This window comes from Scandinavium tedordense, from assembly GCF_024764965.1.
GTDB classification, from domain to species: Bacteria; Pseudomonadota; Gammaproteobacteria; order Enterobacterales; family Enterobacteriaceae; genus Scandinavium; species Scandinavium tedordense.
Genome location: NZ_JALIGG010000057.1, coordinates 443,020 through 457,422 on the forward strand (window position 1 = coordinate 443,020; position 14,403 = coordinate 457,422).

A 14,403-nucleotide genomic window follows, 5' to 3' on the forward strand; every position below is an offset into this window, starting at 1 on the left:
CCATCTGGCTTAATGCTGCCAGTTTATAGCGCCTGCACGAGCAAGGCGATTTTTATTCCCAATTGTGGCAAAATAGGCCGTTAGTCACATCTTTTAGGATACGCCCGTGTTAGTTACCAGCAACGTCACCATGCAGTTCGGCAGTAAGCCGCTATTTGAAAACATCTCCGTCAAATTTGGCGGCGGCAACCGTTACGGCCTGATTGGCGCTAACGGAAGCGGTAAATCCACCTTCATGAAAATTTTGGGGGGCGACTTAGATCCGACCCTCGGCAACGTTTCTCTCGATCCAAACGAACGCATCGGTAAGCTGCGTCAGGATCAGTTCGCCTTCGAAGAGTTCACCGTGCTTGATACCGTTATTATGGGTCACGCCGAGCTGTGGGAAGTGAAGCAGGAACGCGATCGTATTTACGGTCTCGCTGAAATGACCGAAGAAGACGGTTATAAAGTGGCAGACCTCGAAGTCACCTACGGCGAAATGGACGGCTACACCGCAGAGTCCCGCGCCGGTGAACTGCTTCTCGGTGTGGGCATTCCACTGGAACAGCATTACGGCCCGATGAGCGAAGTCGCACCAGGCTGGAAGCTGCGTGTGTTACTGGCACAGGCGCTGTTCGCAAACCCAGACATTCTGCTGCTCGATGAACCGACGAACAACCTGGACATCGACACCATTCGCTGGCTGGAAAGCGTGCTCAACGAACGCAACAGCACCATGATCATTATCTCGCACGACCGTCACTTCCTGAACATGGTCTGTACGCACATGGCGGATCTGGACTACGGCGAGCTGCGCGTTTACTCGGGCAACTACGATGAGTACATGACTGCCGCTACCCAGGCGCGTGAGCGTTTGCTGTCTGACAACGCCAAGAAAAAGGCACAGATTGCTGACTTGCAATCTTTCGTAAGCCGCTTCAGTGCTAACGCCTCCAAATCTCGTCAGGCAACCTCTCGTGCCCGCCAGATTGATAAAATCAAGCTGGACGAAGTGAAAGCATCAAGCCGTCAGAACCCGTTCATGCGCTTCGAGCAGGACAAGAAACTGTTCCGTAACGCACTGGTAGTGGAAAACCTGACCAAAGGCTTCGATAGCGGCCCGCTGTTCAAAAACCTCAATCTGCTGATGGAAGTTGGCGAGAAGCTGGCTATCCTCGGGACCAACGGCGTGGGTAAATCTACCCTGCTGAAAACCCTGGTCGGTGATTTAACGCCGGAAAGCGGGACCGTGAAGTGGTCTGAAAACGCTAAAATTGGTTACTACGCCCAGGATCACGAATACGAGTTCGAAAACGATCTCAGCGTGTTCGACTGGATGAGCCAGTGGAAGCAAGAAGGCGACGACGAGCAGGTTGTACGCAGCTTCCTTGGCCGTTTGCTGTTCAGCCAGGACGACATCAAAAAACCGGCGAAAGTGCTCTCCGGTGGTGAGAAGGGTCGTATGCTGTTCGGTAAGCTGATGATGGAAAAACCTAACATTCTGGTGATGGATGAACCCACCAACCACCTGGATATGGAATCCATTGAATCACTGAACATGGCGCTGGAAATGTATCAGGGCACCCTGATTTTCGTTTCCCATGACCGTGAGTTCGTCTCTTCACTGGCAACCCGCGTTATCGAAATTACGCCAGAGCGCGTGATTGATTTCAGCGGCAACTACGAAGATTACCTGCGCAGCAAAGGTATCGACGACTAAGCATTAATCACCCCGGCGCGCCTGTCGCCGGGGTATTTTCCTCCCTTTTTCGACACTACGCACCGTTCACTTTTATCAACCTTTCGACAACAACTCTCCGAACCCACAATCTCGCCATCATTTCTGCACAATTATATGGAGAAATAGCGGCTGAATTTTCAGTTGCTGGAGGGGCTATGAGAGAGTTTTCGTTTTACACAAGCGGGGCCGAAACAACCCTCTATCGTTACCACGTGCGGGAAACTGCGCAGGTTTACTATGTGACGATAAGCGTGACCGACAAGGATGAACAGGAGCAGGTTATCGGCAACAAAGTGCTGCGCAATATCACCCGCAACGATGTCATCCAGGAATGTCTGTCGCACAGCCGTCGACGGAGTGCGCAGGCCAACTCTCAGCAGCGGGTAGTGCTCCTGACCGGCATTCGTGACTGGATTATCTGTTGCGTCGCCGTACTGGCTTTTATTCGCCTGATGATGGTTAACAATTAAAACCGGGCGACCTGACCGGAGAGGCACTGCGATGATTATCGTTCTGACCCTGCTGAATTTGACGCTGTACTGTGTGCTGATAGGTTTTCTGATTGCTGCGGTGTGAAAGTAAAATACCCTGCCTTGGCAGGGTATTGAGAACGAATTTAATGATGATGAGGTACAGGAACGGGATAACCGTTGCGGGTGGTCGGCGCGCTGGTGAAGGTTCCCGGGCCGTAAGCCTGGATAATCGTACCGTCGTTATCATCGCCAGAAAAACGGCTGATGGCCGTGGGTTTCGTCGTACCCGACGCCGCGGCGATTTCAGGCGAAGGTTTCTCCTGAAATGCCATCGCGCTGGTGGAACAGAGAGTCAATGCAACAACAACAGCAGCCAGTACTTTCATTGTGTGAATTCCGCTAGGGGAAGGGCACTCTTACGTTATAACCGGCGCATAAAAAACGCCACGAGCGATTACACCCGTGGCGTACTTTGTTACAGCTGGACATGCTTTACTCAGCCGCTCCCGGTTGAGAGCGCCTCGCAAAGATTACATCAGACACCACTCGCTGGCGGCTTCGCCGTTAATCAGTAGCTGACGTTTTTCGCCCGCAGGTAACGTCACCTGCAAGGCTTTCCATGCCGGGCGGAAATCCCCGCGTGGATTGAACGTCAAATTGATGGCGCTGGCGGAGCATGCCATTTCCCACTCCAGCCACAGCGCATTGCCCTCTTTATAACCCCAGGTTTCACCATCATCTTCAAACAACATACCGCGATCGCGACCCACACCTTTCAGTGGGAACAGTTTCAGCTCGCGACGGGTGTCGGTTTCTGGCTTAACGTGTTTAATGCGATCGCTCAGTGGTAAACCTGCACCCGCGCGCACCAGGAGCGGCAGTTTTTCCAGCGGCGCATCGACGGTAATCTGCTGACCGCCGGAGAACCACTCGCCGGTGTAGAAATCGTACCAACCGGTTTCGTTGTCAGGCAGCCAGAGTGCACGCTGACGCTGACCTTCTTCAACAACGCTGGCAACCAGCAGGTCGCGGCCCAGCATAAAGTCATCGCACTCTTCAAAGGTCTGCGCATCGTGTTCGTGATCGAGGAAGGTCGGGCGCAGCATTGGCTCGTCGTCGGCGTGTGCTTGCCACAGAAGGGTGTAGAGGTACGGCAGCAGAAGGTAACGCAGCTCAATCGCGCTGCGAATGGCCGGGGTGATGCCCGGATACATCCACGGTTCGTTTACGGTCTGGTCGTCATTCCACGAGTGAATGGTAAAGCGAGGATGCATCACGCCGTTTTGCACCCAGCGCACGAACAGCTCAGCGTCTGGCTTATCGCCCGAGAACCCACCAACATCGTGACCGACGTTATACAGGCCGGATAGGCTCATGCCCACGCCCATTCGGGTGTTGTAGCGCAGCGTCTGCCAGTTGGTGCGATTGTCGCCGCTCCAGGTTTGCACGTAGCGCTGCATCCCGGCGCAGCCGGAACGGGATATCAGGTACGGACGTTTTTCTGGCGCGAACCGCTGCTGCGCTTCCATTGAGGCACGCATCATCAGCAGCGGCATCACCGGACGCACGTGCTTGATAGCGATTTCCTTCCCGAAGCCGTGGCAGCGGGCTTCGCCATCCCACACTTCGTATTCGTTGTTATCATTCCAGGTCGAGTCGATGCCCATTTCCAACAATTGGCTGGTCACACCTGCCTGCCACCAGGCGACAGTCGCCGGGTTGGTGAAATCGAGATGCGAGCCTTCGTCGTCCCAGAACACCGAACGTTCTGGCGCATTCGCATCGGAATCACGCACGAACAACCCTTTCTCCGCCACTTCGTTATAGCGCGGATGATCCTGCAACAGGCACGGCTTAATGTTGGCCGCCAGCTTGAGGCCCGCGTCGTGGAACGCCTGGCTCATCACTTTCGGCTGTGGCACCTTGTCGTTGTTCCAGTTGAACACGTAGCGCTTGCCGTTAATTGAGGTGTAGCCGGACGACAGCTGGAAAGAATCGCACGGAATGGCGTGTTCGTCGCACAGGCGAATAAAGTTCATCAGCTGGTTTTGCGCGTCCGGCGCATCGGTGTAATGCATGGTTGAGCCGCTGTAGCCCAGGCTCCATTTCGGGCCAAACAGCGTTTTCCCGGTCAGGCGCACGAAGGCTTTGGTGATATCCAGCACGCGTTTGCCGGTGAACAGGTAATAGTCGATATCACCTGCTTCCGCCTGCCAGCGGCGGTAGGCGGTGTGATAGTTGTCGAGCTCGTTACCGAGGTCAAGCCAGCTGCTGCTCAGGTTGTCATAGAACAGGCCGACGCTCACATCATCACGGCGGGTGATGGTGAACGGGATGTGTTTGTACAGCGGGTCGGTGCTGGCAGCGTTATAGCCCATCGCATCGAGGTTACGCATTTCAAAACGTTTGCCGGTACGCTGTAAATCACCCGCTTTTTCGCCGAGGCCGTAGAAACGCTCGTCTTTCTGACGTTTCAGATAGTGGGCCACGCCGTCGCCATGGGCATTCACCAGATAGGCGCTGGTCGGGCGGTCGCCGGTCAGATACTGCCATTCGCCCGCGTCATTGCGGTAGTGCCACTCGAGCCACAGCGGCTGATGAACCGTAACACGCAGCTGTGAGGTGCTGATGGTCAGTTTGTCGGTCTGCTTATCGAGTGTCCACGATGGCAGGCTGAACCCGGAAATATCGTCACGGGAGCGGCCTTCCCACGGCACGTCCTGGTCAGGCGCAATGCTCCAGGTTTTATCGAGGGCCAGTTTACCCTGACGTTTGAGCAGCACGCGGAACAGATTTTCTTCCAGCATGTACAGGCACAGGGTGTGCTGACCATCAACGGTCAGTTCAACGTGATGGGCGGATTGTTTTTCAAATGTCCAGTGTTTAAGCGTTTTCATAATAATCAAACCTGTTATCAGGCGCGCTTGGCGCGACGTTCAGCAATAAATGCAACCAGGAATACAGCGCCAATCAGGTCGAAGAACCCCATGGCGATAAACAGCGGGTTAAAGCCGATTTTGTCGGCAGTGACCCCAATAATTAACGAGAAGGCAAAGCTGGCGATCCACGCGGCGGAGCCACGCATGCCGTTCACCGTTGCCATCTGGCCTTTGTCAAATGACTCAACCACCAGGGCGCTCAACATGCAGGAGATTATCTGGTGGCCGAAACCGCCGATGGAGATCAGGGCAATTGCCACGTAGGGATTAGTGGTAAATGCCATCATCGCCAGCGACAGCATCAGGAACGCGCCGGAAACGGAGGAGGCGACCACGGAGTTGACGCGAGTGCAGCCGAACACGCGGACATACAGTTTGGTCAGATAGCCGCTGGCGATGCTGCCGAGGTCGGCTGCAAGGAATGGCAGCCAGGCGAAGAGGGCAATTTGCTTGAGTTCCATGCCGTAGGTTTTTGCCAGATACAGCGGCACCCAGAAACTCATCACCGCCCAGGCCGGTTCTGCCATAAAGGCCGGGATCGCGATGCCGTAGAAGCGTTTGTTTTTACTAATGTTGCTCAGGGCTTTGAGGAATGGCAGCTTAACGGCCGGTGGCTCATTGTCCTGCTGAATGAATGCCAGCTCTTCTTTGCCCAGATTCGGGTGCTGTTCTGGATTGTGGTAGAACGCCCACCACAACACGACCCACACCAACGCGAGAAAACCGGTAAACATAAACGCACCCTGCCAGCCGAAAGAGGCGTGAGCAAAGTAGATGATAGGCGGGGCTAACATCGCGCCGATGGAGAAGCCGACCCCGGCCCAACCGGCGGCGACGGGGCGTTCAGATTTCGGGAACCACTCACCGATTGTTTTGGCGTTGGCAGGCGTGGCCGCCGCTTCTGACGCGCCCATCCCAAAGCGCAGCATCGCCATGTGCAGCCAGCTTCCGGCCCCGGCGTGCGCGATACAGGCGATAGCCCACAGCGTCGCACAAATCATAAAGCCGAGTTTGAGACCGATAACGTCAATCAGCCAGCCACACAGCGGCTGGAAAATGGTATAGGCGAGCTGGAACGCGCCGACAATATAAGAGTATTGCGCGCTATTGATCCCGAGTTCTTTTTCGAGCTCAGGCGCAAGGATGCCCAACGAGTTGCGTGTGATGTAGTTAACGGTGACGCCCAGAAGGAAAAGCACCAATACCCACCAGCGCAGATTTTTCACTACGCGGCGTGATTTGCTGGCCGTCATATTGTTATTAATACCTTGGCTCATAGAATTCTCCACAAGACGGTTTGTAGGGGGAAAGATGACCCATCTCAGCGTGAGAGTTGTCATACCGCTTTTATATTTTCTTGAAACCTAATGGTTTTCTTTTGGTAATCTTCCGGATAACTAGTATGGAAGTTGTCAGGCCAATTTAGGGTATGGCAGAAAAATGAGCGGCAATAGTGCAATTTATGCAAGTTTTTTCATGAGCCAGGGATATACTCCCTTTGAATGCATTTTATCCCCTTAAATCGCGGGATAAATGCTCGTGAAAATTCTTTCATTTGCAAAATGGAGGTAGATCACAGAATGGATAAAAAGCTCAAAATCGCTGAAATTGCCACGCGAACCGGGCTGTCTGCCAGTACGGTTTCCCGGGTGCTGGCGGGCAAAGCTAATACCAGCGAAAAGGCGCGAGACCGGGTGTTGAGCTGCGCCCGAGAGCTGGGCGTGATGGATGGCATGGCTGCCGGCAGAATGCTGCTCAACAGTCTGATTGTGTTTGCGCCACAGCGCGCCTTTGACGAACGTTCCGATATCTTTTATTACCGTGTTATTCAGAGCATCAATAAGGCGCTATCGCCTCATGAGGTGCGCCTGCGGTATTGCGCGCTGGAGGAGAACGACAGTGACGCCAACCTGTTTCTGGCGCGGATGAATGAAGGCGAAACGCAGGCGGCGATTCTGCTCGGCATCGACGATCCGCACATTCACGATTTGGCGGCGGATTTCGCCAAACCTTGCGTGCTGATCAACTGCCGCGATGAACGAATGCGTCTGCCATCGATTGCTCCCGATCACCGGCTGATCGGCCAGTTTGCTGCGAGCTACCTGTTTGACATGGGCCACCGCGCGGTAGTGAACGTCATGTGTCTGCGGCGCTACACCATGGAGCAGCGGCTGGTGGGCATTCGTGAAGCGTGGAAGAACGGTAATTTACGCTTTCAGGATGCGCGTGATTTGATTGCGGTGCCGAGCTTCAGTGCCAAAGAAACCGAGGAAAAAGTCAGTGCCTGGCTGGATGCGCAGGCAGGCAAATCGCTGCCGACGGCGTTTCTGGTGGGCGGCGATTTTATGGCGGCTGGCACGATAAGCGCGCTGCAAAAGCATGGCCTGCGGGTGCCGCAAGATGTATCAGTCATGAGCATCGACGGCTTTAATCTGGCTGCAATCCAGGACGTTCCGCTGACAGCGATTCATGTGCCGCGCGATGAACTGGGCACCGAAGCCGTGCAGATGCTGCAACAGCGTTTGATTCGCCCGGAAGCACCCTGTGGATCGCTGTTGCTGCATGGCACCCTGGCGGTGCGGGAATCGGTGCGGCGAATACGCCCGGGAACGCGACGTACCGCCGTGGAGCGGGAAGGGTTATACGACGATTAAGAGCCTGACCATCAATGACACCTGATGACAGGCCACTATACGGGCATTCCCAACGCGCGTTTCCCGTGAATGTTTAGATCACTGAGGGTAAAGCGGTCTTCCCACGTGGCTTCATAATCTTCCCGGGGGAAGTCGCCCGGCGACGCGCCATTTTCCAGCGCGACTTTCACCTTCTGCGCGTAGGCCCGGTTTTTATCGCACATCGGGGCCGCAGGGATGTACATCACGTTGCCCCAGCCCTGTTGCTCGGTCACAGGGGCTACAGAGTGAATAACGTCGCAGTGCCACCACACGGAATCCCCCGGTTCCAGCGCCGGAATGGAGGTCTGCGCTTTCATCAGCAACGGGTGCCACTGCTCGGAAATCGGCAGCACGCGGCCCGGTGCTACGCCACACAGTTCATCTTCTGGCACATCGTCCAGCAGCGGACGCAGCAGAACGTACGCCATCGCTTCCGGAATCGGCACCACGTGCAGCAGGCCTTGATCCGGGATCATCTCTGACAGCGCGGTCCAGCCCTGGAAGGTACGGAATACCGAACACTTGGTGGTGTTCTCCACGGTGTACTCTTCCACTTCCGTGCGGTGCGCGGCATCCCACGGATCGAAATTCGTGAAGTCGCCGTTAAACACGTTGGCGAACACCTGCTGATAGGCAGGAAGTAGCCAGCGTTCCAGCGCCCCGGAATCGGTATGCGCGCCGAGGCCTTTCGACGTGGTACCCGGTGGGCGACGGCGAATGCGGTCCGGATAAATGACGCTCACGTCCGGGTTGAACCACTGTTTGCCTTCACTCTCAAAACGCCAAAGACGATTCAGGAAAGACTGCACCGCGGCCATTTCATTGCTCTGGCGTGCCTGCATTTGCGCCTGTGACCAGTAGATCGGATAGATCTCCGGGCGCGAGGCGGTCAGGGTGCCGAAGAAGTTATCGCCAGGCCCTTTGTACTCCGTGTCAAAGTGATTGCGATCGAGATAGTCGAGCATCGAGCGATCCCAGTCCAGCGCCTGCTCGCGCGGGAATTGCCCTTTAATCACCGCGCAGCCACGACGTCTGATTTCCTCGCGCTGGGCCTCCGTCACCTTACCGTTGGCAAGGTCGCTATAGTCCACCACCGGCCAGACGGGATCCCCGTTGGTTTTCAGGGCATCGATCTCTGCCACGTGGGCTTCGATATGTGCTGTGAGCTGGTCGAATACGGCCTGCACATCGCCAATTTGCGCGCGCAGTGCTTTTTTCATTTCACGAATAGCCGCTTTGTGATCGGCAGGCAGAGTTGAACGGGTAAAGGTAAGCGCCATGATTAACCTCTCAATCTTTCATTCGAAAGTAATTTAACTTACAAGTGACACTTTAAGTTAAAGCAAAGTTAATGCAAGTTAAATAATTTGATGCATTTCACAGTTGCTGAATGTTGAGAAAAGTAGGGAACATCTGGGCAGGATAAACAAGATGTTGGCCGGAACAGGGCGCTCCGGCTTTTTGTCAGGCGTCGAACGGGGAAGCGTTATCCAGCACGGCCTGAATAACATTCAGCGCGCCGTCGTGATTGTTGTCGTCGGTCTGGTAGCGAGCGATGGCTTTGATGCTGTCGGCCGCATTGGCCATCGCAAACGAGTATTTCACCAGTTTCAGCATTTCGGCGTCGTTGCCGCTGTCGCCAATGCCGACGCAATCGCTCGGCGAAAGCTGCCAGTTTTTCAACAGACGGCTGATACCGTTGGCTTTATGCAGGCCAGGGATAATCAAATCGACAAAGCCGAAGCCGCTGGTAACGGGCTTCATGATTCCATCGAGCGAAACGTGCAGGGCATCAATCAGCTGTGGGATTTCGCTGTCCGGCAGGTTCAGAGAGAATTTGAAAATCTTGTCGTCAATGTGCTGATAGTCAGAAACCGGCTTCAGGCGATGGTAGTGTTTCGACATCAGCTTAACGAATTCTTCGGGGGCTTTATCGCTGACGTAGGCGCTTTCCAGGCCACAGGCCACGAAATTCAGCTGAGGATCTTTCAGCAGTTCGCCAATCACCACCTGGGATTCGTGGCGCGTCAGTTCACCGTGGAACAGTTCCTGACCATGCTGATAAACCAGCGCACCGTTTTCGGCGACGAAGGAAATCTGATCGCGGATTTCAGGGAAAAAGGAAATCAGCTGGTAGTACTGATTACCACTGGCAACAACGAACTCAATGCCGCGCTGCTTAAGCTGCTGGAACTGCGCCAAAAAGCGTTCGCGAGAGTACTGCTTGGCATCATTGAGAAAAGTTCCGTCCATATCGGTGACGATAACTTTAACGGTCATACGAGGGCTCCTGGCTGTGACTGCGACCAGCAACATTCTAATTACAATGTGACGAGGAGCACAAATTTATTTCATTCGAAAGAGGGGATGCGAGGAAATGCCCGGCGGCGCGTTGCTTGCCTGGCCTACAAAATCGGTCCTGTAGGCCGCTCAGCGAAGCGCAACCGGCATTAAATCCCTTACAACGTATGCTCTGTGCGGGCGATAATATCGTCCTGCGCGTCCGGTGAAAGAGCAGTGAAGAACGCCGAGTAGCCCGCCACACGCACCACCAGGTCACGATACTGGTCCGGGTGTTTCTTCGCTTCCAGCAATGTTTCACGCGACACGATGTTGTACTGAATGTGCCAGCCTTTATGCACTTCGAAGAAGGTACGCAGCAGCGCCATAAGCTTCTGACGGTCGCTGTCGTTATCGAGCGTGGCCGGGTTGAGCTTCTGATTTAACAATACGCCGCCGAGGATAGCCGTCGTCGGCAGTTTCCCGACCGATCCAATCACCGCTGTTGGGCCGAGATGGTCGGTGCCGGATGCCGGGCTTGCGCCTTCCGCCAGCGGGGTATGCGCCTTGCGCCCATCCGGGGTGGCCATGGTTGCCGCACCAAATGGTACGTTCGCGGAAATCGACGACGTTCCGGCGTAGTAATCCCCGCCGATCGGGCCGCGACCGTGACGTGGGTTGTGATACTGCTTCAGCTCATTAATGTATGTTTGATACGCGCGCACCAACAGCTCATCCACACTGTCGTCGTCATTGCCGTATTTCGGCGCACCGTTAATTAAACGCTGGCGTAGCTGTTCGTGGGTCAGACCGTCGAAATCATCCGCCAGCGCAGCGGCGAGCTGTTGTTGTCCGATAGTGCCCTGTTCGAACACCAGTTTTTTCACCGCAGCCAGGCTGTTGCCGAGATTGGCGATGCCTACCTGCAGGCCAGATACCCAGTCGTACTTCGCGCCGCCTTCTTTAATGCTTTTCGCGCGCTCAATGCAGTCCTCAACCAGCGCCGAGCACAGTATATCGGGTACGTTTTCTTCCAGCATGGTGTCGACCACGTATTCGATTTCTATCGATTTGCGGGTGTAATAGCGAATCTGTGTATCCCAGGCTGCCATTATCTGTTCGAAATCGTCGAAATTACCCTGCGACAGCGCTTCCCTCTGCGGCAGGAACACTTCGCCGCTGGTGGCGTCACGTCCGCCTTCCATCGCCGCCAGCATCACGCGGGCGAAGTTGATAAAACTCATGCCGGTGCAGCGATAGCCCCATTTGCCGCCGACCGCGGTTTCGATACAGCCAATGGCGGCGTAATCGTAGGCGTCCTGTTTTTCCACGCCGAGCTTGATGAATTCCGGAATAACAATTTCGTCGTTGTTGAAAGCGGGCATCCCGAACCCGCAGCGGATCACCTGCACGCAGGCGTCAAGGAAGTCGCTACTCATTCCCGCGTGATAGCGCACGCTGAGGTTTGGCTGCGTCGAGCGCAGACGACCGCAGGATTCCAGAATCGCATAGGAGAGCGGATTCACCGCGTCCATTGCGTCGCCGTTCACCAGTTTCTGGCCGCCGATGGTCACGTTCTGATACAGCGGGCTTCCGGCGGAGGCTTTAGAGTGCGAGCCAGAGCGGATCTTGTTCACTTCCAGCAGCTTAAGCCAGCAGCTATGCAGCAGCTCAATCGCCATTTCGCGCTCGAGTGAATGGTTCAGCTCCACGTCGCGACGGTAGAACGGGTACAGATACTGGTCCATGCGGCCAAACGAGACTGAATGACCGTTGGATTCAATTTGCAGAATCAACTGAATGAAATAGCACAACTGCAGCGCCTGCCAGAAGGTTTTCGGCGGCTGGTGGGCGATAACGTCGCAGTTTTCAGCCATGGCCAACAGCTCGTCCCGGCGGGTTTCGCGACGTTCTTCACTCGCCATTTTCCGCGCAAGGTCGGCAAAGCGGCTGATGTGCAGACTGACGGCTTCCAGCACGATATCAATGCCTTTCAGGAACTGCTCACCGTGCAGGTCTTCCAGCACCGTCAGGTTAATGCGCGAGCGGCGTTCGGCCACTTTATCGCGCAGGCCGTCGAGGCCTTTTTCCAGCAGCAGCGGGAAATTCACCGCCAGATGAGCATCGCCGGAGGTCATGTTGCCCTCGGCTTTGATAATCCCGGTCGCCAGCAGCGCTTTTTGTTCATCGGTGAACATGCCGTAGCAGCGGTCCTGCACCGTCTGGCCGTTCCACCACGGGCAAATTTCATGCAGAACGCGTTTGTTCTCTTCGCTCACCGCAAAGCCTGCACCCGGACGGTCCGCCAGATCGTCAATTTCTTTCTCAATCCAGCTGACGGTGTATTCCGGGAAAATCGGTGCGGCGCGCACAACGCTTGCCTGGTTACCGATAATCAGCTCGTCGTGCTTGATCCAGATAGTGCGCTCGGCGAGGTGATGCGCCAGTGCCAGCGCGCGTCGAACCGGAATGGGCTTATCCATGTTGCGCTGATAAACCGTGGTGTAATGCTGCGCGCGCTCGGTACAAACCGGTGGTTTCACGATCTGTACCAGCGCATTTTTATGCGCCTGAATGCGGTCGGTCAGTTGGTCGAGTTTCAGGGTGGTCATCGTATTATCCTCGTAGGGTCGCAGTCAGCCCTTTTGCCTGTGCAGTCTGCTGGGCAAATTCCAGCAATTCCGGGGCGTCGAGCGGCTTATCTGGGGCAGAATAGGGCCTGCCAAGCAGGCTATATTTGTTTATGCCAAGCGTGTGATAGGGTAAAAAGTGAATATCGCTGACGTGCAGTTCGGTCGCGGTGAATTCGGTAATGGCGTCAATCGAGGCTTCATCGGCGTTAAATCCCTGGATAAGCGGCACGCGGATGGTCATCTTTTTGCCCGCCGCCGCCAGTCGTTTCAGGTTGTCGAGCACGCGTTTTGACGAGCCGTCAGTCCACTGCATAAATTTGTCTGCATCGACGTGCTTTAAATCGGCGAGGAACAGGTCGATGTATGGCAGGGCAGGTTCGATATATTTCCACGGTACGTGCAGGCAGGTTTCGACGGCGGTATGAATGCCCAGGCCGTGGCTGATTTTAAGCAGTTCAAGCGCCAGTTCCGGGTTCATAAACGGTTCGCCGCCAGAAAGCGTCAGGCCACCGCCACTGCGATCGTAAAACGGTTTATCGCGCAGGACGGTGGCCATAATATCATCCACGCTTTTGAGTTCGCCGCACACCGTCAGCGCCTGCGTTGGGCAACACTCGCCGAGCGCATCCAGATGCGATTGTTCGAGCTTTTCACGGTGGATAATCAGACCATTCAGCGCGCGTTCAATCACCTTCGGCGCCGCCTGCTGGCAAAGGTCGCAGCCGTCGAGACACAAACGTGCGTCAAACAGCAGGTCCTGCGAGCGGGCCCGACTTTCCGGATTCTGGCACCAGAGGCAGCCGAGCGAGCAGCCTTTCATAAAGACAACGGTGCGGATGCCGGGGCCATCGTGGGTGGAATAACGCTGAATATTGAAAATCATAAATCGCCCTCTTGTTTCGTATAAAGATTAAATAACTTTCGAATGAAAGTGATTTTGACGTGAATCAACAAAGCGAGCGGTTGCTGCGTGGTAGTCTTAAAGCATAATGAATCTCACATTTTGAGGAACCGATATGGAACTCTATCTCGATACTTCCGACGTCGCGGCGGTCAAAAAGCTGGCGCGTATTTTCCCGTTGGCGGGCGTGACCACCAACCCGAGCATCGTGGCGGCGGGCAAAAAACCGCTCGAATCACTGCTGCCGGAATTGCAGGATGCGCTTGGCGGTCAGGGCCGTTTATTTGCCCAGGTGATGGCGAATACGGCAGAAGGCATGGTTAGCGATGCCCGTAAACTGCGCGGCATTATTGCTGACCTGGTGGTTAAAGTGCCGGTCACGGCGGAAGGGCTGGCGGCGATTAAAATGCTGAAAGCGGAAGGCATTCCGACGCTCGGCACCGCGGTTTACGGGGCGGCACAGGGCATGCTGGCGGCGCTGGCGGGGGCGGAATATGTGGCGCCTTACGTGAACCGCATTGATGCGCAGGGCGGCTGCGGCATTCGCAGCGTGGAAGAGTTGCAGCAGTTGCTGGCATTGCACGCGCCGGAGTCAAAAGTGCTGGCCGCGAGCTTCAAAACGCCGCGTCAGGCGCTGGATTGCCTGCTGGTGGGCTGTCAGTCGATTACACTGCCGCTGGATGTCGCGCAACAGTTTATCGCTTCACCGGCGGTGGATGCGGCGATTGATAAGTTCGAGCAGGATTGGCTGGGGGCGTTTGGCCGCACGGAATTGTAAT

The 14,403-nt window shown here is 55.4% G+C and carries 11 protein-coding genes; 4 read left to right on the forward strand and 7 right to left on the reverse strand.

What is annotated here, in order from left to right:
- The first annotated feature begins 106 nt into the window (after nucleotides 1–106).
- Both MUU46_RS18005 and MUU46_RS18010 read left to right on the forward strand, forming a co-directional pair.
- Nucleotides 107–1,702 (forward strand): ABC-F family ATPase, encoded by a 1,596-nt coding sequence (locus MUU46_RS18005; protein ID WP_159754040.1) that lies wholly within the window; start codon nucleotides 107–109, stop codon nucleotides 1,700–1,702.
- A gap of 176 nt (nucleotides 1,703–1,878) precedes the next feature.
- Nucleotides 1,879–2,193, forward strand: a complete 315-nt coding sequence (locus MUU46_RS18010; RefSeq protein WP_258966221.1) for a hypothetical protein — start codon at nucleotides 1,879–1,881, stop codon at nucleotides 2,191–2,193.
- A gap of 146 nt (nucleotides 2,194–2,339) precedes the next feature.
- Here MUU46_RS18010 and MUU46_RS18015 read toward each other — a convergent pair whose 3' ends face one another.
- The 3 genes from MUU46_RS18015 to MUU46_RS18025 form a co-directional block, all read right to left on the reverse strand.
- The gene (locus MUU46_RS18015) at nucleotides 2,340–2,582 is read right to left on the reverse strand and encodes a hypothetical protein (RefSeq protein ID WP_258966222.1); all 243 of its coding nucleotides are present in this window, start codon (nucleotides 2,580–2,582) and stop codon (nucleotides 2,340–2,342) included.
- A gap of 144 nt (nucleotides 2,583–2,726) precedes the next feature.
- Nucleotides 2,727–5,093, reverse strand: coding sequence for a glycoside hydrolase family 31 protein (locus MUU46_RS18020; RefSeq protein ID WP_258966223.1), 2,367 nt, complete (start codon nucleotides 5,091–5,093; stop codon nucleotides 2,727–2,729).
- Between the two features lie 17 nt (nucleotides 5,094–5,110).
- Complete coding sequence (locus MUU46_RS18025) at nucleotides 5,111–6,412, reverse strand: MFS transporter (protein ID WP_159754028.1); 1,302 nt, start codon at nucleotides 6,410–6,412, stop codon at nucleotides 5,111–5,113.
- Nucleotides 6,413–6,637: 225 nt separating this feature from the next.
- Between MUU46_RS18025 and MUU46_RS18030 the strand changes: the two genes are divergently transcribed.
- Nucleotides 6,638–7,789 (forward strand): LacI family DNA-binding transcriptional regulator, encoded by a 1,152-nt coding sequence (locus tag MUU46_RS18030; RefSeq protein WP_258966224.1) that lies wholly within the window; start codon nucleotides 6,638–6,640, stop codon nucleotides 7,787–7,789.
- 35 nt (nucleotides 7,790–7,824) lie between these two features.
- Here the strand turns inward: MUU46_RS18030 and MUU46_RS18035 are convergent, their stop codons facing one another.
- The 4 genes from MUU46_RS18035 to MUU46_RS18050 form a co-directional block, all read right to left on the reverse strand.
- Nucleotides 7,825–9,090, reverse strand: coding sequence for a DUF1479 domain-containing protein (locus MUU46_RS18035; protein WP_258966225.1), 1,266 nt, complete (start codon nucleotides 9,088–9,090; stop codon nucleotides 7,825–7,827).
- 184 nt (nucleotides 9,091–9,274) lie between these two features.
- Nucleotides 9,275–10,090 (reverse strand): Cof-type HAD-IIB family hydrolase, encoded by an 816-nt coding sequence (locus MUU46_RS18040; protein ID WP_159754019.1) that lies wholly within the window; start codon nucleotides 10,088–10,090, stop codon nucleotides 9,275–9,277.
- 179 nt (nucleotides 10,091–10,269) lie between these two features.
- Nucleotides 10,270–12,702 (reverse strand): formate C-acetyltransferase/glycerol dehydratase family glycyl radical enzyme, encoded by a 2,433-nt coding sequence (locus tag MUU46_RS18045; RefSeq protein ID WP_258966226.1) that lies wholly within the window; start codon nucleotides 12,700–12,702, stop codon nucleotides 10,270–10,272.
- A gap of 4 nt (nucleotides 12,703–12,706) precedes the next feature.
- On the reverse strand, nucleotides 12,707–13,606 hold the full coding sequence (locus MUU46_RS18050; protein WP_258966227.1) for a glycyl-radical enzyme activating protein: 900 nt from the start codon (nucleotides 13,604–13,606) through the stop codon (nucleotides 12,707–12,709).
- 133 nt (nucleotides 13,607–13,739) lie between these two features.
- On the opposite strand from MUU46_RS18050, the gene fsa reads away from it, so the two are divergent.
- A complete protein-coding gene (gene fsa / locus MUU46_RS18055) occupies nucleotides 13,740–14,402 on the forward strand; it encodes a fructose-6-phosphate aldolase (RefSeq protein ID WP_258966228.1) in 663 nt (220 codons plus the stop codon).
- Nucleotide 14,403 lies beyond the last annotated feature (1 nt).

Excerpts from the sequence above, each read along its gene's own strand:
- MUU46_RS18010 (WP_258966221.1), top strand. The coding sequence starts at position 1,879 with ATGAGAGAGTTTTCGTTTTACACAAGCGGGGCCGAAACAACCCTCTAT.
- MUU46_RS18015 (WP_258966222.1), bottom strand. The coding sequence starts at position 2,582 with ATGAAAGTACTGGCTGCTGTTGTTGTTGCATTGACTCTCTGTTCCACC.
- MUU46_RS18020 (WP_258966223.1), bottom strand. The coding sequence starts at position 5,093 with ATGAAAACGCTTAAACACTGGACATTTGAAAAACAATCCGCCCATCAC.
- MUU46_RS18025 (WP_159754028.1), bottom strand. The coding sequence starts at position 6,412 with ATGAGCCAAGGTATTAATAACAATATGACGGCCAGCAAATCACGCCGC.
- MUU46_RS18030 (WP_258966224.1), top strand. The coding sequence starts at position 6,638 with ATGCATTTTATCCCCTTAAATCGCGGGATAAATGCTCGTGAAAATTCT.
- MUU46_RS18035 (WP_258966225.1), bottom strand. The coding sequence starts at position 9,090 with ATGGCGCTTACCTTTACCCGTTCAACTCTGCCTGCCGATCACAAAGCG.
- MUU46_RS18040 (WP_159754019.1), bottom strand. The coding sequence starts at position 10,090 with ATGACCGTTAAAGTTATCGTCACCGATATGGACGGAACTTTTCTCAAT.
- MUU46_RS18045 (WP_258966226.1), bottom strand. The coding sequence starts at position 12,702 with ATGACCACCCTGAAACTCGACCAACTGACCGACCGCATTCAGGCGCAT.
- MUU46_RS18050 (WP_258966227.1), bottom strand. The coding sequence starts at position 13,606 with ATGATTTTCAATATTCAGCGTTATTCCACCCACGATGGCCCCGGCATC.
- fsa (WP_258966228.1), top strand. The coding sequence starts at position 13,740 with ATGGAACTCTATCTCGATACTTCCGACGTCGCGGCGGTCAAAAAGCTG.